Annotated in this window: 17 protein-coding genes; 8 read left to right on the top strand and 9 right to left on the bottom strand. The window is 43.9% G+C overall.

Annotated features, from left to right (window positions below; all coding sequences use genetic code 11):
- Positions 1-2 precede the first annotated feature (2 nt).
- From G509_RS22435 to G509_RS0117675, 3 genes are read left to right on the top strand one after another with little or no spacing between them, the layout of a single operon-like run.
- Positions 3-1,316, top strand: a complete 1,314-nt coding sequence (locus tag G509_RS22435) for a tetratricopeptide repeat protein (protein WP_051200356.1) — start codon at positions 3-5, stop codon at positions 1,314-1,316.
- A 6-nt stretch (positions 1,317-1,322) separates the two neighbouring features.
- Positions 1,323-2,099: a lipoprotein insertase outer membrane protein LolB1 gene (gene lolB1 / locus G509_RS0117680; protein WP_026992755.1), complete on the top strand. Its 777-nt coding sequence runs from the start codon at positions 1,323-1,325 to the stop codon at positions 2,097-2,099.
- A 15-nt stretch (positions 2,100-2,114) separates the two neighbouring features.
- Complete coding sequence (locus G509_RS0117675; protein ID WP_026992754.1) at positions 2,115-3,380, top strand: murein hydrolase activator EnvC family protein; 1,266 nt, start codon at positions 2,115-2,117, stop codon at positions 3,378-3,380.
- 373 nt (positions 3,381-3,753) lie between these two features.
- Here G509_RS0117675 and G509_RS0117670 read toward each other — a convergent pair whose 3' ends face one another.
- From G509_RS0117670 to G509_RS0117640, 6 genes are all read right to left on the bottom strand, one after another.
- Positions 3,754-5,844, bottom strand: coding sequence for a T9SS type A sorting domain-containing protein (locus tag G509_RS0117670; RefSeq protein WP_026992753.1), 2,091 nt, complete (start codon positions 5,842-5,844; stop codon positions 3,754-3,756).
- Between the two features lie 164 nt (positions 5,845-6,008).
- Entirely contained in the window at positions 6,009-7,688 is a 1,680-nt protein-coding gene (locus tag G509_RS0117665) for a tetratricopeptide repeat protein (RefSeq protein ID WP_026992752.1), read from the bottom strand.
- Between the two features lie 165 nt (positions 7,689-7,853).
- Positions 7,854-12,701, bottom strand: coding sequence for a GEVED domain-containing protein (locus G509_RS0117660; RefSeq protein WP_131450734.1), 4,848 nt, complete (start codon positions 12,699-12,701; stop codon positions 7,854-7,856).
- Between the two features lie 225 nt (positions 12,702-12,926).
- The gene (locus G509_RS0117655) at positions 12,927-15,509 is read right to left on the bottom strand and encodes a T9SS type A sorting domain-containing protein (protein ID WP_026992750.1); all 2,583 of its coding nucleotides are present in this window, start codon (positions 15,507-15,509) and stop codon (positions 12,927-12,929) included.
- 200 nt (positions 15,510-15,709) lie between these two features.
- Positions 15,710-16,219 (bottom strand): acyl-CoA thioesterase, encoded by a 510-nt coding sequence (locus G509_RS0117645; protein ID WP_026992749.1) that lies wholly within the window; start codon positions 16,217-16,219, stop codon positions 15,710-15,712.
- 69 nt (positions 16,220-16,288) lie between these two features.
- Positions 16,289-17,227 (bottom strand): HU domain-containing protein, encoded by a 939-nt coding sequence (locus G509_RS0117640; protein WP_026992748.1) that lies wholly within the window; start codon positions 17,225-17,227, stop codon positions 16,289-16,291.
- 98 nt (positions 17,228-17,325) lie between these two features.
- Here G509_RS0117640 and dprA point away from each other — a divergent pair, with 98 nt between their 5' ends.
- From dprA to G509_RS0117620, 4 genes are all read left to right on the top strand, one after another.
- Positions 17,326-18,429 (top strand): DNA-processing protein DprA, encoded by a 1,104-nt coding sequence (dprA, locus tag G509_RS0117635; protein WP_026992747.1) that lies wholly within the window; start codon positions 17,326-17,328, stop codon positions 18,427-18,429.
- 231 nt (positions 18,430-18,660) lie between these two features.
- On the top strand, positions 18,661-19,101 hold the full coding sequence (locus G509_RS0117630; protein ID WP_026992746.1) for a hypothetical protein: 441 nt from the start codon (positions 18,661-18,663) through the stop codon (positions 19,099-19,101).
- 88 nt (positions 19,102-19,189) lie between these two features.
- Positions 19,190-19,666 carry a septal ring lytic transglycosylase RlpA family protein gene (locus G509_RS0117625; protein ID WP_026992745.1) on the top strand — a complete coding sequence of 159 codons (477 nt, stop codon included), beginning with the start codon at positions 19,190-19,192 and terminating at the stop codon, positions 19,664-19,666.
- 1 nt (position 19,667) lies between these two features.
- Positions 19,668-20,042: a septal ring lytic transglycosylase RlpA family protein gene (locus G509_RS0117620; RefSeq protein WP_026992744.1), complete on the top strand. Its 375-nt coding sequence runs from the start codon at positions 19,668-19,670 to the stop codon at positions 20,040-20,042.
- Positions 20,043-20,168: 126 nt separating this feature from the next.
- Here the strand turns inward: G509_RS0117620 and G509_RS0117615 are convergent, their stop codons facing one another.
- The 3 genes from G509_RS0117615 to trhO are packed head-to-tail and all read right to left on the bottom strand — an operon-like array spanning position 20,169 to position 24,300.
- Positions 20,169-21,854, bottom strand: a complete 1,686-nt coding sequence (locus tag G509_RS0117615; protein ID WP_026992743.1) for an ABC transporter ATP-binding protein — start codon at positions 21,852-21,854, stop codon at positions 20,169-20,171.
- Between the two features lie 46 nt (positions 21,855-21,900).
- Positions 21,901-22,935 carry a radical SAM protein gene (locus G509_RS0117610; protein WP_026992742.1) on the bottom strand — a complete coding sequence of 345 codons (1,035 nt, stop codon included), beginning with the start codon at positions 22,933-22,935 and terminating at the stop codon, positions 21,901-21,903.
- Positions 22,936-22,944: 9 nt separating this feature from the next.
- On the bottom strand, positions 22,945-24,300 hold the full coding sequence (trhO, locus tag G509_RS0117605; RefSeq protein ID WP_026992741.1) for an oxygen-dependent tRNA uridine(34) hydroxylase TrhO: 1,356 nt from the start codon (positions 24,298-24,300) through the stop codon (positions 22,945-22,947).
- Positions 24,301-24,757: 457 nt separating this feature from the next.
- Here trhO and G509_RS0117600 point away from each other — a divergent pair, with 457 nt between their 5' ends.
- Positions 24,758-25,534, top strand: a complete 777-nt coding sequence (locus tag G509_RS0117600; protein ID WP_026992740.1) for a glycerophosphodiester phosphodiesterase — start codon at positions 24,758-24,760, stop codon at positions 25,532-25,534.
- Positions 25,535-25,543: the final 9 nt, after the last annotated feature.

The raw sequence follows: 25,543 nt of genomic DNA, 5'->3' as shown, positions 1-25,543 counted from the left end.
ACATGAAATTTAAAATTCTCTTTTACGGGCTGTTGCTTACAGGGTTGGTTACCGCCCCTGCGGCAGTGTACGCCCAACAGCAACAGGAACCCGATTCGATAGCGCTGGCTAACACCGAGTTTGAAAATAACTTTTACGAGGCCCTGAAGCAAAAAGGAATTGAGAATTATGATAAAGCCATACAATCGTTACAAAAATGCCAGGTTAAAGAGCCTAATAATGCGGTAGTGTATAACGAGCTGGGCAAAAATTACCTGGCGCTTAAAAACTTTCCGGAGGCCGAAAAGGCTTTTATAAAGGCCAAAGACATCGACCCTAAAAACCGCTGGTACTGGCAGGGGCTGTATGATGTGTATTACGAAACTAAAGATTTTAACAAGTCGATACCTGTAGTTCAAAAGCTAATGGACTGGCGTAAAGATTATTATCAGGAAGATCTGGTTTCGCTTTATATGTACACCCAGCAGTTTGATAAGGCACTGGCACTGATTAACGAGATGGAGCAAACCATTGGCGTATCTGAAAAGCGCGAAATGTACAAGCTCCAGATAATGAGCGACAACAAGTTTAAAAAACCGCAAAAAGAAACGCTGGAAGAAGCCATTAAAAAGAACCCGAAGGTAGAGTCCAACTATCTGGACCTTATCTATCTGTATTCGGATAGTAATGAGGAGGCTAAGGCCGAAGAGGTTGCCAAAAAGCTGGAGAAGGCCATTCCGGAATCGGACTGGGCGCAGGTTAGCCTGTTTAAATTCCACATTAATAATAACGATGGCGACAAGGCTTCGGCATCCATGTTTAAAGTGCTTGAGAGTAAGAAAATTGACAGCAAAATAAAACACCGTGTGTTAAACGAGTTTCTTATTTTTGCCAATAATAACCCTAAGTACAGTGGCAATCTGGCGAAAGCCGTAACCTATTTTGAAGACGATAAGAATGTTAACGTACCTAAAGAGGTGGGTAAATTCTTTATCAATAAAGGTAAATTTGCAGATGCTTCTCAGTACTTAGAAAAAAGCCTGGCTGCCAAAAGCGATGATATAGAGAGTATTGAACTGCTGCTGCAAACCTATGCGGAGAGTGCCCAAAACGATAAATTGTATAAAAAGGCAACAGAGTATACCGATTTGTACCCCACCCAGGCCAGCCTGTATTATTATGCGGGGCTTGGTGCCAACAGGCTTCAGCAATATGCAAAAGCCAAAGAATGGCTGGAAAACGGAATAGATTTTGTAGTAGACGATGCCAAACTACAATCCGGGTTTAAAAAGCAATTAGAACAAGCTAAGAGCGGTATAGCCGGAAAAAACAAATAACAATAAATGAAGAAGTTAATAGCTATTGTATTTACCCTTTCTGTACTGGTAGGCTGTAAGAGCAAACAGGCTGCGGTAGCCACAGAGGAGGCTGCGGGAGATAGTAAATCGGCCAAAGAAATTATTGCAGGCCATTACAAAAACCCTAAAAATTTCGAGACGCTGCACATTAATGCCAGCGCTAAGTACAAAGACAAAAAACAGTCGCAAAGTGTTAGTGCCGAAATACGCATTAAAAAAGATGAAACCATTTTGGTAAGCATCAAGTTTTTGGGCATTACTATGGCCAAGGCTATAATTACGCCTAAGCGCGTTAGCTATTACGAGAAAATAAACAATACCTATTTTGATGGTAATTATGCTGCGTTAAGCAAATGGCTGGGCACCGACCTTGATTATAACAAGGTACAGAACATGCTTTTGGGCGAAGCGTTAGACGACCTTACTAAAGGCAACTATAAAGCATCGGTAGAGGCAGATAAGTACAAGCTTATTGGTAAAGAAAGCGGCGGCACTATTAAGGAGTTTTTGTTTGAAGGCGCCAACTACCTGCTAAAAGACCAGATTATTACCCAAAACGGCCAGGAGCCGCGTAGCCTGCACATAGAATATCCGGCGCACAACACCTATCAGCCAGCCATACTGCCGGCACAGATAAAAATTGAGGCCGAACAAAAAGACAAGGTTAATATAAACATAGAATACACAACCGTTAAGTTCGATGAGAAGTTAACCTTTCCGTATGACGTGCCCGAAGGCTTTGAGCAGATCTTTATAGAGTAAACATTACAACCAACCATGAAACGATTATTCCTTACTATTTTCTTTATAAGTATCAGTACCCTTGGCTTTGCCCAGGGCGGCACCAGCGAGCAAAGAAAGCTGGAGCAGCGCAAGGCTGAGATTCAAAAAGAAATTAAGGCGCTAAACAGCCTTTTTAAATCAGAGACTTCGAAGGAAAAATCGGTACTCACTAAAATATCCGATAACAATGCGAGGATAAAGCTTAGCGAAAAGCTGATTAATACCACGCACAGGCAAACCCGCCTGCTTACCGATGATATTTACCTGGGGCAGCTTAAAATAAACAAGCTTAACAGGGAACTGAAAGTACTTAAGGAAGATTATGCCAACATGCTGGTAAAGGCCTACAAAAACAGGTCAGAACAAAGCCGTATTATGTTTCTTTTATCGTCCGAAGATTTTTTACAGGCGTATAAAAGGTTGCAGTACATGAAACAGTATGCCAGTTTCAGGAAGATACAGGGCGATGAGATTCGCTCTAAAATGACCGAGCTTAACCAAAGGGTTACTAAGCTGGAAGTTCAGAAAAAAGACAAACAAAAACTGCTTACCGAAAGCCAGAAAGAAAAGCAAACCCTTGAAGAAGACAGGCAGGAGCAGGAAAAAATGGTAAAAACCATACAAAAAGACAAGAAAAAATACACAGCTGAAATTAGCAAGAAACAAAAAGAGGCCAAAGATATAGACCGTAAGGTAGACAACATGATACGTGCTGCCATTGCCGAAGCCAACAAAAAAACGGCTAAAAGCACGGTAGAATCTAAAACTACTACAGCTGCGGCGGCTACAGCGGCAAGTACATCATCTACCAAAATTGTACTTACCAAAGAGGGCAAAATAGCGTCGGACAGCTTTAAAGCAAACAAAGGCAAGCTGCCATGGCCGGTTGCCGAAGGGTATATATCAGACCCGTATGGTACCCACCCGCATCCTGTTTATAAAACAATGCCCATACACAACAACGGTATTAACATTACCACCAAGCCGGAAACTACGGTAAGGGCAGTTTTTGCCGGCGAGGTTATGAGCGTACAGCTTATACAGGGCACAGGCAACAAAATTGTGTACATACAGCATGGTGACTTTATAACGGTGTACTACAACCTGTCGTCGGTTAATGTAAGCTCGGGCAGTAAAGTAAGCCTTAAGCAAAATATAGGTACAGTAGCCAGTAACCCGGTTACTAACGAGGCCGTGCTTAAGTTTTTTGTATTGCAAAATACAACCAACCTAAACCCATCGAGCTGGATAGCCCAATAGCTGCAATTATAATATATAGTAAAGGGAAGCCATTTGGCTTCCCTTTTTTTATTGAGAGAATACGGTACCCATACCGTCACTACGTGGGAGGCACGACCGCGGCATTCTATTCGTTACTAAAATCAGATTGCCGTATTAATAATCTGAAATCTGTGTAAATCTGCGGTTGCGCAGCATCCGTGTCATCCGCGTTCTATTATAAGCTTCGTTCGGAATAACAACGCGTGATAATAGAAACGGAATAGTTACGGGAGACGCATTCAATGTGTCTCTACTGCCTTGCGGGTGGCAGGCGGTACCGCAGCGCGGGAATAACAACCACAAAAAAAGGGAAGCCACATGGCTTCCCTTTACATAATGGGGGTGGAAAATATTACTGCTTAACAACTTTTACATTGGCAGTTGCGCCTTCGGCCTGTACCTGTAGTATGTAGGTACCGGCAGCAAGGGCAGAAAGATCTACCTGTACATTGTTAGCGGTTGCTGTTTGTTTAAGCACCGTTTGGCCTAACAGGTTGGTTACTGCAATTTGAGAGATAGCACTGTTGTTAGCTACTGTTATAACGCTGTTAGCCGGGTTAGGATACACTTTTAGATTGCTAAAGGCAAAAGAACCCGTGCTTGCCACCTGGCTTGCTGTAATGCCAAAATAAGCACTTTCGCAGCCGTTGGTGGTTTGGGTTACATAGTATGTGGTGCCATTTACAAGTGGGGTGGTAGCAGGTATGCTAACATATTCGCTATTGCCACTAAGGGTGTACCAGTTTAGGGTAGCACCTGTAATTGCTACCACTTCAAGATCGGCTACGGTTTGGCCCGGGGTAAAGTTTTGTGTAGCGTCTTCGCCCGGTGCAGCCGGAATTTCGTTAACTGTAATTACAACCGCAACGGCATCGCTTTCGCATACTTCTATCGACTGGGTAACATAGTAGGTTCCGCTAATTAGGGTAGTAGTTTCGGCTAAAGCCTCGCCACCTTCGGTAGCATACCAGTTAATTTGGTTGCCCTCTATGCCTGTAGCCACTAAATTAGCTACGGTAGCACCTGTACAAAAAGCCTGTGCCACAGCGGTTGGTACCGGCGGGGTGGTGCATAAAGACAGGTATATAATTTCGAATGCAACATCAGAGTTGCCGCCTTCCAGCGTTATGGCCACATAGTAGGTAGTACCTGCTGTAATATCAATTAGCCTTGCATCATCAAAAACATTACAGGCGTTAGAAGCCTGGTTAACCCAGTCAAGATCGGGCACAGTAGCCGATTCGTTGGGGGCACTGTAAAAGTGGATAAGGTTTAGGCCACCCGGGCTTGGTGTTGGCAGGGTAACCTGTGCGGTACCATCGGCAAGGGCAGTGAATTTATACCATACATAAGGCAGCTGTCCGCCATCGCAACCGTTAACCTCATAATCAAAAGCCTGAGATTCGGCAGTGGCATTAGTAAACTGTACCGCATGGTCTGTATACGGTGGGGTAAATGTATCTACATCATAAGCGTTGGCAATTTCATCGTTTGGTGGCGGTATAGGTGTACAGCTTGCCTCAATAGTAAAAGCACCGGTGGTTGTGCCTTCGCCCGATACAAGCAAATAATAATCAGAATAACCATCGTATGCAAAAGTAACGCTGCTCAGGTTACCGCAAGTGTTGTCGTTAGCCGTTACACAGGTAAGCGCTGTAAGAGGGCCTTTAAATATGCTAAGACGGCTATCAAACGTAGTACCCGATTCGCAAAGGCTTGCCGTAACGGTAGACTGCGTCATTGGGTCAGAAAATTTATACCAAACACCAATTGTGTTACCATCTACCGTGTTGCAAACCGGCAGGCCTGTTTCGGCAGTAGCGGTAACGGTTGTGCCGGGTATCGACTGCCCGCAGGTAAGTGCAAATGCATTCTGGATAAGGTCGTTTGGTACCACATCATACGTGCCTTCCAATACAAAGTTAGTCATGCCCGCACCCCAGCTGTTAGAGCTAAACTGGTCGTTGTATACAAAGCGCACTTTAAACTGCGCATTTTTGTACTGCGTCATGTCCAGGTCGCCGCTGTTTACCGGTGGAGTATGCGCCGTAACAAACAAAATTTGCTGCCACGTAGTACCATTGTAAACCTCTACGCCAAGGGTACCAAGATTATCGGTTGTTTTGCTAAGGCTGTACTCAAAAGAAAGGGTTAGGGTTTCGTAACCGCTTGTATCAAAGGCAGGAGAAATAAGCCTTACGTGGCTGTTATCGTCAAACGAAATATCATCGTTAAAGATGGCCGCAGGAGCAGAGAAATTTCCGGCACCCGGCATGTAGGTGTCGCCAAAATACCAGTCGGTTTCGGCTTCAAAGCCTAAAATTTCCTGGCTCCAGCCCGAGGGCGCATCGCCCGCCGGAAAAACCGTGGAGTAAATTAAATTCTGGGCTTGTGTGCCCCAGGCCACCAACAGCAAGAGTGCCGCGAGAGTAAATTTTTTCATAACATTTAAATTTTGAAAATGGTTAGTAGTGTAAGCGCAACGTTTCGCGAAATAGCGTTTTGGGGACGTTTTTTGCGAATGGTAAAAATCTGTAATGTGCTTATAGTATGAAAAAAAACCGGCGGAAAATTTGTGACATCGGCCTATAATATATCCTGAAGAGCTTAAATACCCGACAGATAGCCGTACAGGGCAGTAGCATCGGGCAGGCCCAGCTTTAAAGCTACGCGTTCTTTGCGTTTTCGGCAGGCATCTAACGATATGTTTAGCATGGTTGCCATTTCTTTGGCGCTAAGGTTCATGTAAACGTAGCATATAAACCTAATATCGTTAGCTGTAAGGTCGGGGTGCTTTTGCCTAAGGTGCGATAAGAAACCCTGGTTTACCTCTTCGAAATGCCTGAGGAAACTCTCCCACTCGTTATCGGGTTTAAGTGTGTTTTTAAGATGGCGGATGTGGTTTCTAACCGCCGGGATGCGGGCTACCTCGGGCTGGTCTGACAGCAGGCCAACAAACTCTTCGATAAGCTGGTCTTTGCCCGACATGTATAATGCTTTGGATGACAGTTTCCTGTTCTTGTACTCAATTTCGTTTTTAAGCCTTTCCTGTTCCAATAGTGTTTCGGTTTGCTGCTCCCGGAAAAGTTTTTCCTGCAACAGTGCCTCGCTCTTTTTCTTTTCGAGTTCCAGGGCAAGCATCTGGTGGCTGTTCTCAGCAATAAGCTTTTTTTGTTTTTGTTTGATGGCAAGGTTTCTCAGCACAAAAAATATAAGCAATAGCACGGCAAGGAGTGCTAAAAGCACAGAGTAAAACATTTTGCGCTCGCTGGCAATAGTGGCCTCATTAATGTCAATTTTATTTTGATACTCCTGCATTTCGAATTTAACGCGGGTTTCTTCATAGGCCTTGCCGTTTTTAATATCGCTGATTTTTTCCTGTAGGGCAAAAACCGAATCTTTGCAACGCAGTGCCTCTAAAAGCGCCCCGCTTTTGGTGTAAATTTCGGAGAATATAGTATAAATGGCTTTTTTGGTTTCAATGTCGTCTTTATTGTTTTTTAAAGCCATTTGTGTGTACCTAAGTGCAGTAGCATAATCATTTTCCTGCAGGCAGGCTTTGGCAATTATCAGTTGCAATGTAACGGTCTCGGTTTTATTTTTTTGCCCTTTTATTTTATCTAACAATGCTAACGACATTTGCCTGGCCTTTGCAGAGTGGCCTTTAAGCATTTCGTTCTCGGCAACAGCACCCTGTAAATTATCAGTAAATTCGGGATCATTTTTTGCGTAGCCCAATGCCTCGTCTAAATATTTACGGGCTTCGTCTACTTTATTCATGTTGGTTAACACCAATGCCACATTAAGCGAGTAGCCGGCAATAGTTACCGAGTCGTTCTCTTTTTTAGAGAGTTTATAGGCTTTTGTAAAATACTCCAGCGCCCGGTCTAATTTTTTTTCTTTGCTGTATAATACGGCAATGTTGTTAAGTATCTGTACCTCTTTGGTAGGCCAGTTTTCTTTAAGGGCAATTTTGTAAGCGGTAAGGTAATAGTCTAACGCATCGCCATAATTGAGCATGGCAAGGTACGCCGACCCAATATTTTTGTTGGCCGTATATATTTGTTCCTGCCAGCTATTTTTTTTAGCTATTTGCAGTGCCTCTTTGCTTAATTCTAATGCTTTAAGGTAATTTCGGACATCCAGCTCTTTGCGGCCGCTTGCTATTAGCGAGTCGCATTGTTGTTGTATAGGATTGTTTGCCGCAAAAAGGCCTGTACTAAAAGTTAACCCTAAAAACAGGAGGGTATATTGTAAAAATTTTTTATTAAGGCAGGGTAGTACCATGATGCAGGGATAACCTTTTGGGAGAACTCCAAATATAAGCATTACCAAACGTTTATGTGTACAATCAACATTTCAATTTTATTGTGTTCGCGGCCTATTTTGTTACAGGTATAAAACAAAAGAGCCCCGCAATGCGGGGCTCTTAAAGCATTTATAGGTTAAAGCTTATTGCTTAACCACTTTTACATTGGCAGATGCGCCTTCGGCAGTTATTTGCAGGATGTATGTTCCGGCAGATAATGATGCAAGGTTAACCTGTACAGTATCGGTATTAGCAGTCTGGCTGATAACCGTTTGGCCTAAAAGGTTTATAACCGTTACTTTAGATATTGCAGTGTTGTTAGACACCGTTACAACATCGGTAGTTGGGTTAGGGTATACCTTAAGGCTGGCTTTGTTGAATGAAGATGTAGCAGCAACCTGATCTGCAGTAACAGCCAACAGTTCGCTTTCGCAACCATTAGTAGCCTGGCTTACATAATAGGTAACACCATCTTCCAGAACCGTAGTTGTTGGTATAACAGTGTAACCATCAATATCGTTACCAACATACCAAACTACAGTAGCGCCATCTGTTGTTGTAACTTCAAGATCGGCAACTGTTTCGCCGGTAGTAAATGTTTGTGTAGCAGCTCCTGTTGGAGTAGCCGATAATGCGTTAACCACAACACCTACCTCTGCACGTGGGCTTTCGCAACCGTTAAGCGTCTGGGTAACAAAATAAGAGCCGGTGGTAACGGTAGCAGTTTCTTCTAAAGCCGGTCCGGTTTCAGAAGCATACCATGTTACAGAAGCATTTTCAGTATTAAGATCGGCAACGGTAGCAGCACCACAAAGCGTGATATCATCTATAGAAAGTGCCGGTGTAGTATTAACCACAACAGTAACCTCTGTAACCTCGCTTGCGCAGGTGCCAAGTGTTTGCCATACAAAATAGGTGCCTGATGCAAGAACAGCAGTATCTGCAAGGGCAGTACCACCAGAAGTAGCCGACCATATTAAGGTAGCACCTGTAGCGGCAGTACCATCAAGATCTGCAACGGTAGCACCAAAGCAGAACGTCTGGGTTTCAGCAGCATCAACTGATGCAATTTCAGTTACCGTTACAACCACATCTTTTGGTGTGCTTTCGCAGTCGCCAACAGCTTGTGTAACCACATAGGTTCCGCTTACAAGAACGGCATCAGCAACAACGGGCAGGCCGTTAAACGTCCAGTTAAGCGTGCCGTTTTCTAAAGCAGTAATATCTAATTCAGATAAAAGTGTACCCGCGCAAACGGTTTGGGCAGCAGGGCCTACCGGTTGTGCTACTGTGGTAACAGTAACAGCAATACTAAGTGGCAAACTTGTACATCCAAAAAATGTTTGTGTTACAACATACGTACCACTTACTAATACAGCGTCATCATCTACAGCAACACCATTAAAAGTCCAGTTAAAAGTAGTATTGGCAGGTGTAGTAATTTCTATATCTCCTACTGTGGCACCATTACACAATGTTTGTGCTACCGGTGCGGTTGGAGTTGTACTGTCTATTTCTACAGTAACTGTTACAAAAGCACTTTCGCAGCCGTTAAGGGTTTGCGTTACATAATAAGTAGCAGTTTCTAATATTGTAGTTAGAGGTATCGCTTCATATTCGTCATTGTACCAATTTAATGTTGCAGGGCCTATAGATACTTCAGAAATCGCTGTATTAGGGCAGAAAATAAGTTCTGATTCTACAACAGGTACCGGAGTAGTAGTAACAGTAACTACAACAGCAAGCCTTGCGCTTTCGCACACGTCTATTTGCTGAGATACATAGTACGTACCTGCGGTAACAACGGCAGTAGATGCTAATACATCGCCTCCGGTTTCGGTAGCATACCATTTAATGGTAGCGCCTGTTACAGGTGTGGCAACTAAGTTAGCAACGGTAGCGCCTGAGCAAACTGTTTGTGGAGCAGCTGTTGGTACAGCCGGTGTAGTACAACCATCTAAAGTTGTAAATGTACCGGTAACGTAATCTGACACGCAGGTGCTGTTAAGCGCTTTAACGCGGTAGTAGTACGTTGTAAGTGGGCTTAGGCCCGATGCAGTATATGTTGCAGCCGTAATACCTGTAAACGGAGAACCGGTTACCGGGGTTGTAAAGGCAGCATCGGTATAAATTTCTACGGTGTACGATGTTGGAGCACCGCTATCGGCAGTAAGTACAGTAGCTATAGTAGCACCGTTAGATAATCCTGTTGCTGTTGTAGCAGCAAGCACAGGGCACTCGTCTATTGTTTTTGCAGAGATTGCAAATACATGCGGTACAGGCTCTGTAGCGCCGGTAGATGTTTTAGTAAACGTAACGCCTGTTATTAGTTTAGACTGGTTGTCGGCATCTATATTAACGGTAAGCTGGAATACTTTAAAAGCACCCGGGCCATCTGGAGCACCAACAGTGTTAGCGCGGTTTACACGGCCAATAGCATTTGCAATTGCAGGCGAAGCCGCTGTAGCAGCGTTATCCCAGTTTAGAACGCTAAGCCCTGAAGCTGTTTGCGATGTGCCATCGCTAAACAATACCTGTGCAGATATGGTAGCAGTACCACTACCCGATGTTACACCAAAGTACAGGTTGCTTGCTTTTACCGGAGTAGCTAATGTTAGTGTACCCACCTGGTTTTGCGCCGGTATCCTTAATGAGTTGTTAGCAGAATAATCTTGTAGTAAAAGGGTTAAACCGGCAACATTGCCTGTTAAACGCCTGTTTACAGGTAAGCCAAATGTTGCAGCAGCAGATGTTGCATTGGCTTTGTAATCTATAGACATGTAAGCGTTGTCTACCGCGTCTACCGCGTTGGTAGTAGACAGGTTAGCTACGCCGTTGCCGTTAGCAATAACGTCGGCGTTAAAGCCTGTAAGCGATAGTGGTGTAAAGTTGTTCTCTGCCACAAAGCTAACTGCCGATGACCAGGCATCGTTATCGCAAGAAGCGGTTTCTGCCTTAACACGGAAATAGTAGGTAGAACCGTTTGTTAAGCCTGTAAGGGCATACGTTGTATTGGCTGTTGTAAATGTGCCGAAAAGTGCCGTAAGGGCAGCATCGGTATATACTTCTACGGTATACGTAGCAGCTGCACCGCCTGCGCCAACAATAGAGGTCCATGTTAGGTTAGCCGAAGCCGCCGTAACATCAAATGCACCTACAGCGGTTGTAGCACCGGCACAGGTAGTAGCATCGGCAGTACCGGCAACGCTGTACTTAGGACCAAAACAGCTGCTGCCGTTTTCGTTATAAGCGTATATAAAATAATAATAATGGGTATTATTATTTAAGAAGTCGGTAAACGTACTGATAGTAGCACCGGCAGAAATTACTTTACCACCGCCTAAGTTAGCACCTACTGCGTATACAGATCCGGTAGCCGGCTGTGCTGTAAGTGCAGCAGTACTCCTAACCACTATGTAGCCTGTTGGGGCTGTAGTTGGCATGGTAACATCGGCCGTTAAGCCCGTAGCTGTTACGCTGCTTAGTACAATAACCGGAGCATCCGGCGTAGTACAGTCAGCCGGAGGCGTTACAACAGAAATGTTGTAATCTTCGGCCTCGCCATACAATAAAGCGCCGCAAGGCACTACTGTTGTGTTAAAGTAATAAGTTGAGCGTACCCTTAGCCTGTAATTGCCCACAGGTGTAGCCGCAGGTATGGCAATAGATCCGGTAACGGTAAGTGCCTGGCCGTTAAATCCGCCCACGTAAGTACCAATAGTTTCGCCCGCATCATCAAAATCAAGGTCGTTGTTCCAGTCTACCCAAACACCAAGTGTGGTAGAGGTGCTGCCCCTTGTAATGCTAAAGTCAAAAGTTGTGCCTGCTGGTTTGCTTACTATTTGCGCAGCACTGTAGTTAGTATAACCGGCAGTAGCACTTGCAGCAGTAGCATTTGCTATGTTAGTGTAGCCGCCTGTTGTAGCTACATTAGTAATGTAGTATGCTGTAGAGGTGCCCGATTTAGTAGGTACACAAAAAGCAGGGCTAAACGTGCCCGTTACATAAGCCGAATCGCAAGTGCCATTATTGGCCTTAACCCTGTAGTAATACGGGGTCTCAAACGTAAGGCCTGTTAAAGTGTACGATGTGGCCGTAATGTTAGTAAACGGAGACCCTGCAATTGGAGTCGTATAACCAGCATCTGTATATACTTCTAAAGTGTAGTTGGTTGCGGCAGTACCCTGGCCTGCTGTGGCAAGTGTCCAGCTGATAATACCCGATGTAGTAGAAGCCGTAGCTGAACTTGTGCCTGATATAACAGGGCACGCAGGCACTTCCTGGGCAGTAACGCCAAATACATTTACAACACCTTCTCCTGTAGAAGTTTTTGTAAACGCAATGCTGCTTACTGCTTTAGCCTGGTTGGCAATGTCTATGTTAAAGGTAATCTGGTACAACCTTGGGTTGGTACCGTTGCCTGATTCTACCACGTTGTTGGTAGTGTTAACCCTGCCAAAACCCTGCGCCGCTATGGGCTGGGTGGTTGAGTTAAACCAATCGGGTACTATAAAAGACGCTACATCTTGTGTTGTACCGTCATCAAAAGTAATAACTGCAGTACATGTAGATGCACCACTGCCCGATGTTGCCAGTACAAATAGTTTGGTTGCCTCTACAGCATTAGTAAAACTGATAGAACCTGTAGTTAGCCCTGCTGTAGCACCAAAGCGCAAGGCATTATTTGCAGATAATGATGCCATTTGGTAGGTTAACCCCGGTGTGGCACTAACAAGAGAGGTAATAAGGCCAGCCGCCGGAAGCCCGTAAGTAGGCGGTGTAGTAAGAGTAGACGGCAAAAAGTCGTTACTCATAAAGCAGTAATTGGCATTATCTACCGGTAGCGAGATAGATGATAGTGCCGTACCCACACCGTTGGCAATAACGTCGGCATTGTAGCCCGTTACCGTCAGGTGCTCATAGTCTTGCGCGTTTGCCCCTGCAAACGCCAGCATGACCCCGAAAAATAAATGTCGTAAATTTATTTTCATAAAAATAGTAAGGTTAAAAAAGTGAATAAATAGTAGTAAAGTTAAATGGGTAACGAAAGTAATTAATATTAACAGGAATTTTTCTAAAAACCCTACCGATACTTTAAATAATAACAATATTTGTTGAGGTTGTTATATAAAAACACACAAATGTTAATAAAATCATAAAGCCCCGCCGGTTAGGGCAGGGCTTTATTTTGTAAGATTTAAAACGTATACTATATATTATTGTTTAACGATCTTAACATTTGCAGAAGACCCTGATGCCATTACATTTACGATATAGCTACCAGAAGGCAATGCCGAAAGGTTTACCTGAACACTCTCTGAAGTAGCCGACTGTGTAAGTACGGTTTGCCCTAAAAGGTTGGTAACTGTTATTTTAGATATAGCAGTGCTGTTTGCAATAGTTACAACATCGTTTACCGGGTTAGGGTATACTTTAAGGTTGTTAAATGCAAACGAGCCTGTTGCCAAAATCTCATTTACAGTTATCTCAAGCATTTCGCTTTCGCAGCCATTGGTAGACTGGCTAACATAATAGGTAACGCCATCTTCTAAAACGGTGTCAGACGGAATAACATTATATCCATCAATATCATTTTCAATGTACCAGGTTAAGGTAGCACCTGTACCATATTCAAGTTCAAGGTCAGATACTGTTTCGCCTGCTGTAAAAGACTGTTCTTCTTCGCCATCCGGTTCTTCCGGAAGTTCGTTTACCGTAATAACAACTGGTGCTAAAGCACTCTCGCACCCATCAACAGATTGCGATACATAATAAGTACCACTTTCTACCTCGGTATCGGCAGTAATAACTTCATCGCCCTCATAATAAGTAACTGTAGCGCCAACAAGCACACCTACGGTAATATCGGCAATAGTAGCGCCTTCGCAAACCGCCTGGTTGTTAACACTTGGTGCAGCAGTAACATTTACTGCCACTGTTACAGTACTTGGCAAACTTGTACAGCCGTTAAGGGTTTGTATAACCTGATATACTCCTGCAGTTAATACCGTTTCAGGATCAATAACCGCTCCGTCTAAAGTCCATTCAACAGTAGCGTCGGCCATTGGGTCAACATACAGATTGCTAACTATTGCACCAGAGCAAACCCATTGTGTTGCAGTGGTTACAGGAGCCATAGGCGCTGCACTTAAAGTAACCACTACCGGTGTTCTTGTGCTCTCGCATGTGCCGTTGGTCTGAGATACATAGTAGGTACCTGCTGTAAGTGCTGCAGTAGCAGCAAGTGGCTGGCCACCGGTTACAGTAGCATACCAGTTAAATACAGGGTTTTCGCCAGTGCCTGTTGCAGTAAGGTCGGCCACGGTAGCCGTACCGCAAACCGTTAGCGGCGCCGTAGTTGGCGCAGCAGGAGGCAGGCAGCTATAGGTTACGGTAATTGTCCAGGTGTTGTTGTTTACTTTGTTGTATTGTACGCCACAGCCATCTTCTAAAAATTCGCCCCACATTCTCCAGGCCCTAAGTTCAAAGTTAACCGTACCTGTAGCACCGTTGGCAATAGTAAGGCCACTGCGGTTGTAGCTGTACGTGCCTGCCTGGCCGCTACCGGCAGCAAGGCTGGTTTCGCCAAGGCTGGTAGTTGTGCAGTACAGCATAGAACGCTGTTCTGACTGGTAGCCGTTGTTTAAAGCCGTCATTGTATACGATGTAGCAACCGATGCTACCTGGTAACCTGCCGGAACGGCTACTGATAGCGTGCCCGGGCATGATGTGGTTGAGGTTACCGTAGGCACTTCGTTAAACATGGTGCTTATGTCGCCCCCGGTGTAGGTAGCCGATACCTGCCCTGTTGTAAACGTTGTACCCACCCAGGCTCCGGTATCACCATCGCCGCAGTTAGCGCGTACCCAGAAATAATAGGTTTGCCCTGTAGTAAGTGTCGGGAAGTTTACACTTGTTCCAGTAGTTATGGTTCCGGTTGGCTCTGTAGTAGCCGTAGGGGCGGTATTGGTAGTTGCATAGTAATAATCGTAGCCATTGGCCGGTACAACTATGGCAGCCGTAAAGCTAACCGATGCATTAGATGGGCCCGTTGTGGCAATTAAGCCTGTTGGCGAAGGGCAGGTTGGCAGCACCTCGGCGGTAACGCCAAATATGTTTACAACACCCTCTGCGGTAGAGGTTTTTGTAAACAGTACACTGCTAACCTCTTTAGTTTGATTAGCGCTGTCTATATTAAGTGTTAGCTGGTACATCCTTGGCTCTGTGCTCGATGCTTCTAATACGTTATTAGTGGTATTTACACGGCCAAAGCCTTGTGCAGCTACGGGTTGTACAGTGCTGTAAAACCAGTCTGGCACCGATACCGATGGTATTGACTGTGTGGTACCGTCGTCAAAAGTAATAAGGGCGCTAATAGTAGAGGCCCCACTGCCCGATGTGGCAAGCACATACAGTTTGGTAGCCTGTACACCATTAGAAAATACAAGTGTGCCATTAGCAGCCCCGGTAGTGGCACCAAACCTTAGCGAGTTATTGGCACTTAACGATGCCATTTGATATGTAAGCCCTGTTGTTGCCAGCGAGTTTATTAAACCTGCGACAGGAAGCCCGTAAGAGGGTGGCGTGGTAATGGTGGAGGGTAAAAAATCGTTGCTCATAAAAGCAAAGTTGGCATTGTCTACAGGCAGGGTGGTAGACAGTGCTGCCGACCCTATGCCGTTGGCAATAACATCGGCATTATAGCCGGAACTAACCGTTAAAGGCTGGTACTCCTGCGCGTTTGCCGTGGCAAACGTAAGCAGGGCGCCCATAAATAATTGAGGTAATTTTATTTTCATAGTAGCGGGTTGAAAAAAAAATGAATAATTAATTGCTTTGTTAATAGTATTTTAAAAGTAACTATAATTAACATTATATTGTAAATAATCATTAAAAAATTAATTAACATTCTTATTTCAGGTTAACTTTATTGTAAGTAAAAAACGCAAAAAGCCCCCGCTTTAAGGACGGGGGCAGTATAGGTGGTTTTTGTAAATTCTTACATAAATAAAGCCTTAAGCTCTGTAGCGTCGTGCGGGTTCATTTTACCGGCAAGCACCAGGCTTAGCTGCTTTCTGCGCAGGGCAGCATCGTAGCGCGATTTTTCTATCTCGGTTTGCGGCTCTATAGGGCGCACCTGTACGGGTTTGCCAGCTTCATCTACCGCTACAAAAGTATAAATGGCCTCGTTAGCCTTGGTTTTCTCGCCACTTTCGCGGTCTTCTATCCATACATCTATAAAGGTTTCCATAGACGATGTAAACGTGCGCGATACCTTGGCCTCTATGGTAACCACGCTGCCAAGCGGAATAGAACGGTTAAATGCCACGTGGTTTACAGATGCCGTAACCACAATATGCCCGGCGTGGCGGCGTGCAGCAATGCTGGCAGCCCTGTCCATACGGGCCAGTAATTCTCCCCCAAAAAGGTTGTTTAACGGATTGGTTTCGCCCGGCAGTACAATATCGGTCATTATACATACAGAGTCTATGGGGTGTTTTACCTGCATAACTTTTTTTTGGCAAAGATAAGCCACAGCAAAAAAAAATCCCCCGGTATGGAGGATTGATTTTACTACTTATTTTTTTACCATCAGCCAGGCTTCGGTATTGTGTGTTTTATGTATGTTTCGCATGCTGTCCTGGGCTTCGGCGTATGTGGTGTAGCCGCCGTAAGAAACCATGTACAGTTTAAATTTGTTTTGCCCCACGGTTTGTGCGTTGTAACCTTTAGCTTTTAGTTGCGCTACGGCTTTTAAGGCGTTGGCCTCTGTGCTGTAAGCGCCTGCAATAACGTGGTATGGTGTGTTTATAACCTCTTCTTTAAGCGGCAGGGTAACGGCAGGCAGTGGGTTGTCTATAAAAAAGGTGGCCTGCTGTATTTGCTGCTGTACTTTTTCTTGTACGGCATGCTGAACTACAAGTGTTTGCTGCGCTACCTGCTGATCGTGGTAGGTTTTAAAACCTGTGGTGCCCACGGCAGCCATAACTACAAATACGGCAGCATATTTTAGGTACGAGTAATTGCGTTTACGCTCTGGCGTAAATATAATAGGCGCTTTTTCTTCTAAAGCTTCAACTTCGGCTTTAAGCTCTTCGCGCCTTACGGCAGATGATACCACATTGCTAAGGCCAAAAGCACTGCTTAGGTAATTAACGGGGGTATCTGGCGTAAACACCAGGCTGCCTTCGGCGTTAAGCCCAAAATCGCCCAGGTTTTTAAGGCTGATGACATCAAAATTATTCAGGGCCTGTTTCCAGCTGTCTACAGCAAGTGCAATGGCGTTAACGGCGGCATCGTAAGAAATTTTTTCCTGCAGGGAGATATGATTGGCTAAAAGCCCGTCATTATTTTTTACATTCGCGTTAAAAGAAACAAGTTTTTTTGGAGGATAGAAGGTATGCGCAGCTGCATCTAAATACGCAGGGCGAATATCTGTAAGGAAAGCGCCAAAACCGGGAACGGTAACGCACTGGTAACGGTATAATAAAGCCGATATGTGTTTTTCTATCATCATAACAACAAAATTAATCAAACGGTGGTAAACGCAAAATTTTATCCACAAATGTTATTAACAATGCCAAGTAACTAATTAACTGCCAATTACATTTTTTGATGACGGATACCGATTTATTTAATACGCTGGCGCTGATGCGTGTAGAGGGAGTTGGCGATATTGTGGCCAAAAGGCTGATTAACCACCTGGGCAGCGCCGAAGCTGTTTTTAAAGCCAAAAAAATGCAACTTTTAGCCATAGAAGGCGTAGGAGAAGTATTATATAATAACCTGCGCAACGAGTCGGTTTTTAAGCTGGCCGAGAGCGAAGTTAAATTTGTGCGCGAGCAGGGCATTAAGCCGCTGTATTATTTAGACAATAACTACCCCGAAAGGTTAAAGCACTGTATAGACGGCCCGGTGGTTTTGTTTTCGTCGGGTAAAATAGATTTTGCCAGCCGTAAGACCATTAGTATTGTGGGCACCCGCCAGATGACGAGCTATGGCGCCGACTTTTGCCGTAAGCTTATTGAAGATCTTTCGCCCCTTAACCCGGTTATTATTAGCGGCTTTGCCTATGGTGTAGATATTTTTGCGCACCAGGTGGCTATGGAGCAAAACCTGCAAACTATTGGGGTGGTGGCACACGGGCTTAACCAGATATACCCTAAAGTGCATAAAAAGTATGTGGCGGCTATGGAGCAGAACGGTGGTTTTTTAACCGAGTTTTGGAGCACCTCTAACCCCGATAAAGAAAACTTTGTAAAGCGCAACCGCATTGTGGCCGGCATTAGCGAGGCTACTATTATTATAGAGAGTGCCGAAAAAGGCGGATCGTTAATTACGGCCAATGTGGCTAACGACTATAATCGCGATGTTTTTGCCGTGCCCGGCCGCATTACAGATAAGTACAGTATGGGCTGCAACAACCTTATTAAAAGCCAGCGCGCCAATTTGCTTACCAACGCGGCCGACCTTATTTATATACTCAACTGGCAATTGGAAGAAAAGGCGCACAAGCCGGTGCAAAAACAGTTGTTTGTATCGTTAGAGCCCGATGAGCAAAAGGTGTACGATTACCTGCTTAAAAATGGTAAAGAGCTTATGGATATTATAGCCCTGCATTGCGAATTACCCATTTACAGGCTATCGTCTTTACTGCTTACTATGGAACTTAAGGGGGTAATAAGGCCCTTGCCGGGTAAATTATTCGAGGCAATATAAAAAATTAACAATGGGGTTTACAGCCCCATTTTTTTGTTAAAAACTTTACGGTGCAACAGCCTTTTTCTTACTGTAAGTGTGGTGGTTGCGGCTAAAATTTAGAGTAAAGATTTAAGGTAAAATCTTTTTTAGATTGATTCTAAACAAAGCTAAAATGGTCGTTAACACATATTTAATGGCTATTTTTTTACATGTATTGCCTATATTTGCTATCCCAACAAAACAAAAACTATGTACCAAAATGTTTTAGATCTTCATTCCTACTGGGCGTTTGGAGTATTAGGTCTGCTATTAATTGCTGCTATTAATGCACTATCCGGGTTAGGTTCTAAAAGGGCTTTTACACCCCGCGACAGGCAAATATCTATGGTAGCGTTAATTTTTTCGCACATACAATTGGTTGTTGGCATCATCCTTGTTATCGTGAACCCGCAATTAGAAATTGCTAAGGTTGCCGGCATGGGTGGGGTTATGAAAGACCCGCATTTAAGATTAATTTTTGTAGAGCATCCGCTTATTAACATCATTGCTATTACACTGATTACCATTGGATGGTCTAAGCATAAAAAGACGGCAGAAGATGCCAAAAAATTTAAGAGTATAGGATATATGTATGCCATAGCATTAGTGCTGCTTTTAAGCAGGATCCCGTGGGGACAATGGTTTAGCTAACCCCAGGCTTAAAGCTTTTCCTTGAAAGCTTTTTTTAGCCGCTGGCATATTATTTTTGTAAACAAAGGACAAAAAAATTATAATTATTATGAAGAATAGTATTATCATTTTCAGTACCGCGTTGTTATTGTGTTTAATAACAGGCTTTTCAACAGTAAATGTTGCCCCGGTAAAAAAAGAAAATAAAATTACGGCAATCAAAATTGCCGATACTACAGAAACAGCTACTACCGCTGTTAAACCCGAAGAGCCTAAGCTTACCCTCTACAAAAAAAGTGCATTAGCCACCTACTACGCAGATAAATTTAACGGCAGGAAAACCTGCAGCGGAGAGAAATTTCATAACGCAAAATATACTGCTGCCCACATGAAATTGCCTTTTGGCACCATGGTTAGGGTAACTAACGAAAACAACGGTAAATTTGTAGATGTAAAGGTAAACGACCGCGGGCCTTACAGCAAAAAACTGGAGATTGACCTTACTAAAAAAGCCTACATGGATATTGCATCCAACAAAGGATCTGGCTCTTTTAAAGTTAAAATAGAAATTATTGAAAAAGTTTAATATGGCAAAACGCATAGCACTGCTTTGTTTTTGTGCCCTATTACTTGTTGCCTGTGGTGCCTCTAAAGGAGCTTATAAAAGCTACGACGGCAGTGCAGTAGCATCGTACTACGCCGATAAATTTAACGGCAAAAAAACGGCCAGCGGAGAAAAATTTAGCAATAGTAAATTAACCGCTGCTCATAAAAAACTCCCTTTTGGTACTAAGGTTAAGGTAACTAACAAAGCAAATGGCAAATCTGTTGTGGTTACCGTAAACGACCGCGGGCCTTTTTCGGCAGGTAAAGACATCGACCTTTCAAAAAAAGCCTTTATGCAAATTACCGACAATAAAAACCACGGCGAAATTAAAGTTACTATAGAAGTAGCCAAGTAGGTTTTGGTTAACGGTTTTAAGTTTACAGTGGCAGTTGATGTGTTTTATCTGTTATTTACATAAATAACATTGCTCTTTAAGCAAAATCAGTGCATTACTTTTAGTGCTTACTGTTTTACTGCAATACTACTCTCCCGGTATAGCGGCAATAAGCTTTTTGGTGTATTCTTTTTGCGGATGCGCGTACAGGGCATCGGCTTCGTTCATTTCTTCAATTTTACCTTTGTTCATAACCAGTACCTGGTCGCTCATGTATTTAACCACGGCAAGGTCGTGTGATATAAATATGTAGGTAAATCCAAAATTTTCTTTAAGCTCATTGAGCAAATTAAGCACTTGTGCCTGCACCGAAATATCGAGTGCTGAAACCGACTCATCGCACACAATAAGCTTAGGCTGTAGCGCTATAGTGCGTGCTATGCCTATACGCTGGCGCTGCCCGCCCGAAAATTCGTGGGGATAACGGTTGTAGTGCTCTTCGCCAAGGCCAACGCGGTTAAGTATCTCAATTACCTTGGCACGGCGTTCTTTATCGCTACTATACAGCTTGTGCACCTGCATGGGCTCCATAATGGCCTTACCAACCGTTATACGCGGATTAAGCGATGAGTAGGGATCCTGAAATATAATCTGTATCTCTTTTCTAAGCGCACGGATCTCTTTCGGTGAAAGCTTCGTTAAATCATTGCCCCTGTACAGTATTTTACCGGCAGTGGCCTTATCAAGTTGTAGTATGGCATTGCCAAGTGTCGATTTGCCACAGCCTGATTCTCCCACCAGGCCAAGGGTTTCGCCTTCGTATATTTTAAAGCTAACATTATCTACGGCCTTAAAGCTTACGTTTTTGCCAAACAGCCCGGCCGACGACACATACTCTTTTTCAACATTAATAACCTCTAATAAAGGAGGTTGTGCATATAGCGCTTCATGCTTTTTTTCGCGCTGTAGCGGAGTAACTTCTGTTTTATTTACCGTATTTTGCAGGTAATCCTGAATGGTAGGCAAGCGTTCCAGCCTTACATTTAACGATGGCCTCGAATTGATAAGTGCTTTAGTATAGGTATGTTGCGGGTTGTTGAAGATAGCCTGAGCGTCGCCTTGTTCTACAATTTCGCCACGGTACATAACCAGTACCCTGTTGGCAATTTCGGAGACTAACGAGAGATCGTGCGAAATAAAAATGATACTCATTTTAGTATCCTGCTGTAACTCTTTGAGCAGCAGGATAATTTCTTTCTGTACCGTTACATCCAGTGCCGTGGTGGGCTCATCGGCAATAAGTATTTTGGGTTTGCAGGCAATAGCCATGGCTATCATTACCCGCTGTTTTTGACCGCCCGAAATTTCGTGCGGATAGCGGTTGTATATCTTATCTGGGTTAGGCAGTTTTACTTTTTCAAATAACGCAAGTACCTGTGCCTTAATCTCTTTCTTCGAAAGTTGAGTATGTTCCTTGAGGATTTCTTCAACCTGGAAACCACATTGTAATGATGGGTTAAGCGAACTCATAGGTTCCTGAAATATCATGGCCACATCATTACCGCGCAAATTGCGCAGGTCTTTTTGGCTTAACGCCGAAATATCACGTCCTTCAAAAGTAATTTTACCCTCAGTTATAGCGAGTATCCCTTTGGGTAACAGCCCCATAATGGCAAGTGAGGTAACCGATTTACCGGACCCTGATTCGCCCACAATGCCCAGTATTTCGTTTTGGTGTAGGGTAAAGTCGCTGTTTTTTACAATAGGCAGCCACTGGCCGTCTTTCCTGGCCGAAATGGTAACATGGTCTATATGGAGCAGGGGGTTATTCATGACGATAAAAATAGGTATCTTTTCCTTATCTCAAAAGTAAAGAGTCCTAATTAATATCTACCGAATAATTTAGCATATTACGGTTGGTATCGTCTAAGGCAGCACGCGATTTAAAAGCATTTTTAAGCAGGGTACTGTTCCAGTTGGTGCGCTTTTGCCATGCGGCAAAATTTTCTGTACGCCAGTCAAAATCGTCCTTCCAGGAGAATTTTGGCGAGATGTAAAAATACGTATACGGTTTAATAAACGAACTGTCGTTACCGGTTTTTACCTTAAGCGACTCCTGCTCATTACGCATTACAGATTGAGGGTAAAGCAATGTCATTTTTCGCTTATGCACCTCTTCTTTCATAGCGCCAACAATGCGGGCATAGTCTTGCTCAATGGTTTTAAGGCTAAAATGGTCGTACACCGTTTCGCCAATTTTGTCTATTGGCCTAAGCTGAATAATGTCTATAGCATACTTGCCGTACACATCAAAAAAATCTTCGAGCTCGTAAAAATTATCTTTATTAAAGGTGTAGTTTATACGAATGCGCAACCCTGGAGTATGCTTTTTTTGCTCGGTTAGGGCTGCCATAACCTCATGAAATTTCTCAAATACGCCCTTGTCCATCAAATCCTCGTAAGTGGCTTTATGTACGCCGTGCAATGAGAGGATAATTTCGTTAAGGCCGGCATCTGCAAAAGCGGTAATATCTTTCTGCTCCAGCAGGTTGCCATTGGTAATCATGCTAATATACGGTACTTTATGCTCTTTAGCCAGTTGTATCAGGCGGGTGTTGTGCTTAAACAGGGTAGGCTCTGCACCGCAGCCTATCTGAAGTTTAAGGGCATTTTTAAAGATAGAAGTAGCCATAGGCTCAAGGTCGTCTTCTTTAAACATGCCCTTCATGTTTTTGCGCACAAAGTCGGCATCGCTAAAATAGCACATTTTACAGCGCAGGTTGCACGCCAAAACAGGATCCATTTGTATAGATAAGTACCTCTTATTAAGCACCGATAGCAGCCAAAGCCCAAGGAATTTTACCCTGTGGCTTTTTATGTACTGGTTAAATTTTAATATCTTGTAAATATCCATACGCGGTAATTAGTTGGGCAATTTATACAATTTATCTGAAAGGCGAATGCGGAACGGCAGATTAAACGTTACTTTATCTCCGGCCACAGCTACAGTGCCCTCCTGTCCGTTAACCCGAAGTGCCTCAACAACAAGCTGTTCTTCGCCGGTACTTGGGCCAACAATAAGAATGCGGTCGCCAATGGCAAGCTCGCCATTTTCTATAGTAAACTGGCCTACACCTGCTTTAGGGTAGTAATGCTCGCCTTTGCCAATAAGCACTTTTTTAATGCGCTGCCTTGGGGCAGTTTTAACCTTAGGTGCCACAGCCAGAGCCACATCGGTAAGTTCGCCGGACTTTTTAAAGGCCAGTTTTTCCGATTTTCCCTTACGGAAAATCATGTTGCCCTTCATAATACCACGGCGCAATTCTTTCTGTTTATCCTCCGGTAACTGAATGATTTCCAGGCACTCTGTAGAGCAGGTATTATGCATAGCCTCCATACAATCGTCGCACTGGATAAACAGCAGGTGGCAGGCCTCGTTGGCGCAGTTGGTGTGGTTATCGCACGGTTTGCCGCACTGGTGGCACTGGGCCACAATATCATCGGTAATGCGCTCGCCAAGGCGGGCATCAAACACAAAATTTTTACCTATAAACTTGCTTTCCAGGCCTTCAGCTTTTACCTGGCGGGTATATTCTATAATGCCGCCCTCCAGCTGGTACACGTTTTTAAAGCCCTTGTGCTTAAAAAATGCCGAAGCCTTTTCGCACCTAATACCGCCGGTGCAGTACATCAGCAGGTTTTTATCTTCTTTATAATCAGCAAGTTGATTCTCTATAATAGGCAGCGACTCCCTAAAGGTTTCTACATCTGGGGTAACGGCGTTTCTAAAGTGGCCTATCTCGCTCTCGTAGTGGTTTCTAAAGTCTACCACAATGGTGTTTGGGTCGTCCAGCATCTTATTAAAGTCGCTGGCACCCAGGTGGATACCCTTGTTCATTACATCAAAAGTAGCATCGTCCAGGCCATCGGCCACAATCTTGTCGCGTACTTTAATGGTAAGCTTAAGGAACGAAAGGTCGTCGTGCTCAACGGCAACATTAAGGCGTATATCTTTAAGAAAATCAATTGTATCTAAATGATCCTTAAAGGTATAGAAGTTATCTGCCGGCAACGAAAGCTGGGCGTTAATGCCCTCTTTGGCTACGTAAATCCTCCCTAAAACCTCTAAGGGGTTCCAGGCCAGGAAAAGGCTATCGCGAAATTGTTTGGGGTCTAAAATGTGTGCGTAGGCATAAAAAGAAAGCGTTAGGCGCTGTTTGCCGGACTGCTCTATAAGTTCGGCTCTTTCTTCTGCGCTTAAAGTGTTGAACAGTTGCATGCTATACAAGTTTAAGTGAGATACAATATGTGTTTGGCCCCTGTTGGCGGAACCGCTGCAAAAGTAATAAATCTTTTTTAATGGCAATAGGGGTTGATATTTCACTTTTGGTAAAAAAGCACATTTTTGTACCCTACAGCGTTATTTTGGTATTCAGGCAGCGATACTTTTGCGCCTAATTTCAATCAAAAAGGCTTAATATTTCACTTTCGGACTTTGAGTTACCCTAAAAACACCCTAAAACAGCAAAAACCAAGTTTGCAGGGTTACTATGGGGTGAAATATTAAAAGTTTGAGAGAGTTGCAAAGTTGCAAAGTTTCAAAGAAGCAAAGTTTCAAAGAAGCAAAGTTGGAAAGTTGGAAAGTTGGAAAAAATGAGTATTTCAAAAAACAACTTAATTTTAGCATAACAGCCATTTTTAAAAATAGTAGTATTTTTGGCTATCATACCCAACCCATGAAAAAGCATTTATACTCCCTTAGCCTCGCGCTACTTTTTACGCTTACCGCCTTTGCCCAGTTTAACAACAATGTTGTTATTGCCCACCGCGGTGCCTGGAAAACCAACAACCTGCCCGAAAATTCTATCGCGGCCTTAAACCAGGCCGTAGCCCTTAAATGTTTCGGCACCGAATTCGACGTACACCTTACCGCCGACAACGTAATTGTGGTTAACCACGACCACCAGTTTTATGGCCTGCCCATAGAAAAAAGCACTTATGCCGAATTGCTGGCAAAGCAGCACCCCAACGGCGAAAAGATACCTACCCTGCAAGCCTACCTTACCGAGGGGCTAAAGCAAAAAAAGACCAAGCTTATACTGGAGATAAAAACATCTGAGGTTAGCCTGGACCGATCGTTGCAACTAACCAAAATGTGTGTCGATTTAGTTAAGCAGCTTAAAGCCGAAAAACAGGTGGAGTATATATGCTTTAGTTTCGAGGTTGGCCAACGCATACACCAGCTGGCGCCAAAGGCCAAGATTGCCTACCTTACGGGAGACAAAACCCCTGCCGAAGCCAAGGCCGCCGGCTACACCGGGCTAGACTACCATTACAGCGTGTACAAAGAGCACCCAACCTATATTGCCGAAGCCAAAAAACTGGGCCTTACCGTTAATGCCTGGACAGTTAACGATAAACCCGAAATGGAAACCCTGCTTAACCAAAACGTGGAGTTTATTACCACCAACGAACCGGAACTGCTGTTTGAGGTTATTGGGGGGAGGAGGTAGTGTTTTTGT

It is taken from the genome of Flavobacterium subsaxonicum WB 4.1-42 = DSM 21790, assembly GCF_000422725.1.
In the GTDB taxonomy this organism is placed as follows: domain Bacteria; phylum Bacteroidota; class Bacteroidia; order Flavobacteriales; family Flavobacteriaceae; genus Flavobacterium; species Flavobacterium subsaxonicum.
Note: the sequence above shows the minus strand (reverse complement) of the source record. Positions and strands in the feature narration are given on the sequence as shown.

Coding starts and splice junctions, on each gene's coding strand:
- G509_RS22435 (WP_051200356.1), top strand. CDS start 3: ATGAAATTTAAAATTCTCTTTTACGGGCTGTTGCTTACAGGGTTGGTT.
- lolB1 (WP_026992755.1), top strand. CDS start 1,323: ATGAAGAAGTTAATAGCTATTGTATTTACCCTTTCTGTACTGGTAGGC.
- G509_RS0117675 (WP_026992754.1), top strand. CDS start 2,115: ATGAAACGATTATTCCTTACTATTTTCTTTATAAGTATCAGTACCCTT.
- G509_RS0117670 (WP_026992753.1), bottom strand. CDS start 5,844: ATGAAAAAATTTACTCTCGCGGCACTCTTGCTGTTGGTGGCCTGGGGC.
- G509_RS0117665 (WP_026992752.1), bottom strand. CDS start 7,688: ATGGTACTACCCTGCCTTAATAAAAAATTTTTACAATATACCCTCCTG.
- G509_RS0117660 (WP_131450734.1), bottom strand. CDS start 12,701: ATGAAAATAAATTTACGACATTTATTTTTCGGGGTCATGCTGGCGTTT.
- G509_RS0117655 (WP_026992750.1), bottom strand. CDS start 15,509: ATGAAAATAAAATTACCTCAATTATTTATGGGCGCCCTGCTTACGTTT.
- G509_RS0117645 (WP_026992749.1), bottom strand. CDS start 16,219: ATGCAGGTAAAACACCCCATAGACTCTGTATGTATAATGACCGATATT.
- G509_RS0117640 (WP_026992748.1), bottom strand. CDS start 17,227: ATGATGATAGAAAAACACATATCGGCTTTATTATACCGTTACCAGTGC.
- dprA (WP_026992747.1), top strand. CDS start 17,326: ATGACGGATACCGATTTATTTAATACGCTGGCGCTGATGCGTGTAGAG.
- G509_RS0117630 (WP_026992746.1), top strand. CDS start 18,661: ATGTACCAAAATGTTTTAGATCTTCATTCCTACTGGGCGTTTGGAGTA.
- G509_RS0117625 (WP_026992745.1), top strand. CDS start 19,190: ATGAAGAATAGTATTATCATTTTCAGTACCGCGTTGTTATTGTGTTTA.
- G509_RS0117620 (WP_026992744.1), top strand. CDS start 19,668: ATGGCAAAACGCATAGCACTGCTTTGTTTTTGTGCCCTATTACTTGTT.
- G509_RS0117615 (WP_026992743.1), bottom strand. CDS start 21,854: ATGAATAACCCCCTGCTCCATATAGACCATGTTACCATTTCGGCCAGG.
- G509_RS0117610 (WP_026992742.1), bottom strand. CDS start 22,935: ATGGATATTTACAAGATATTAAAATTTAACCAGTACATAAAAAGCCAC.
- trhO (WP_026992741.1), bottom strand. CDS start 24,300: ATGCAACTGTTCAACACTTTAAGCGCAGAAGAAAGAGCCGAACTTATA.
- G509_RS0117600 (WP_026992740.1), top strand. CDS start 24,758: ATGAAAAAGCATTTATACTCCCTTAGCCTCGCGCTACTTTTTACGCTT.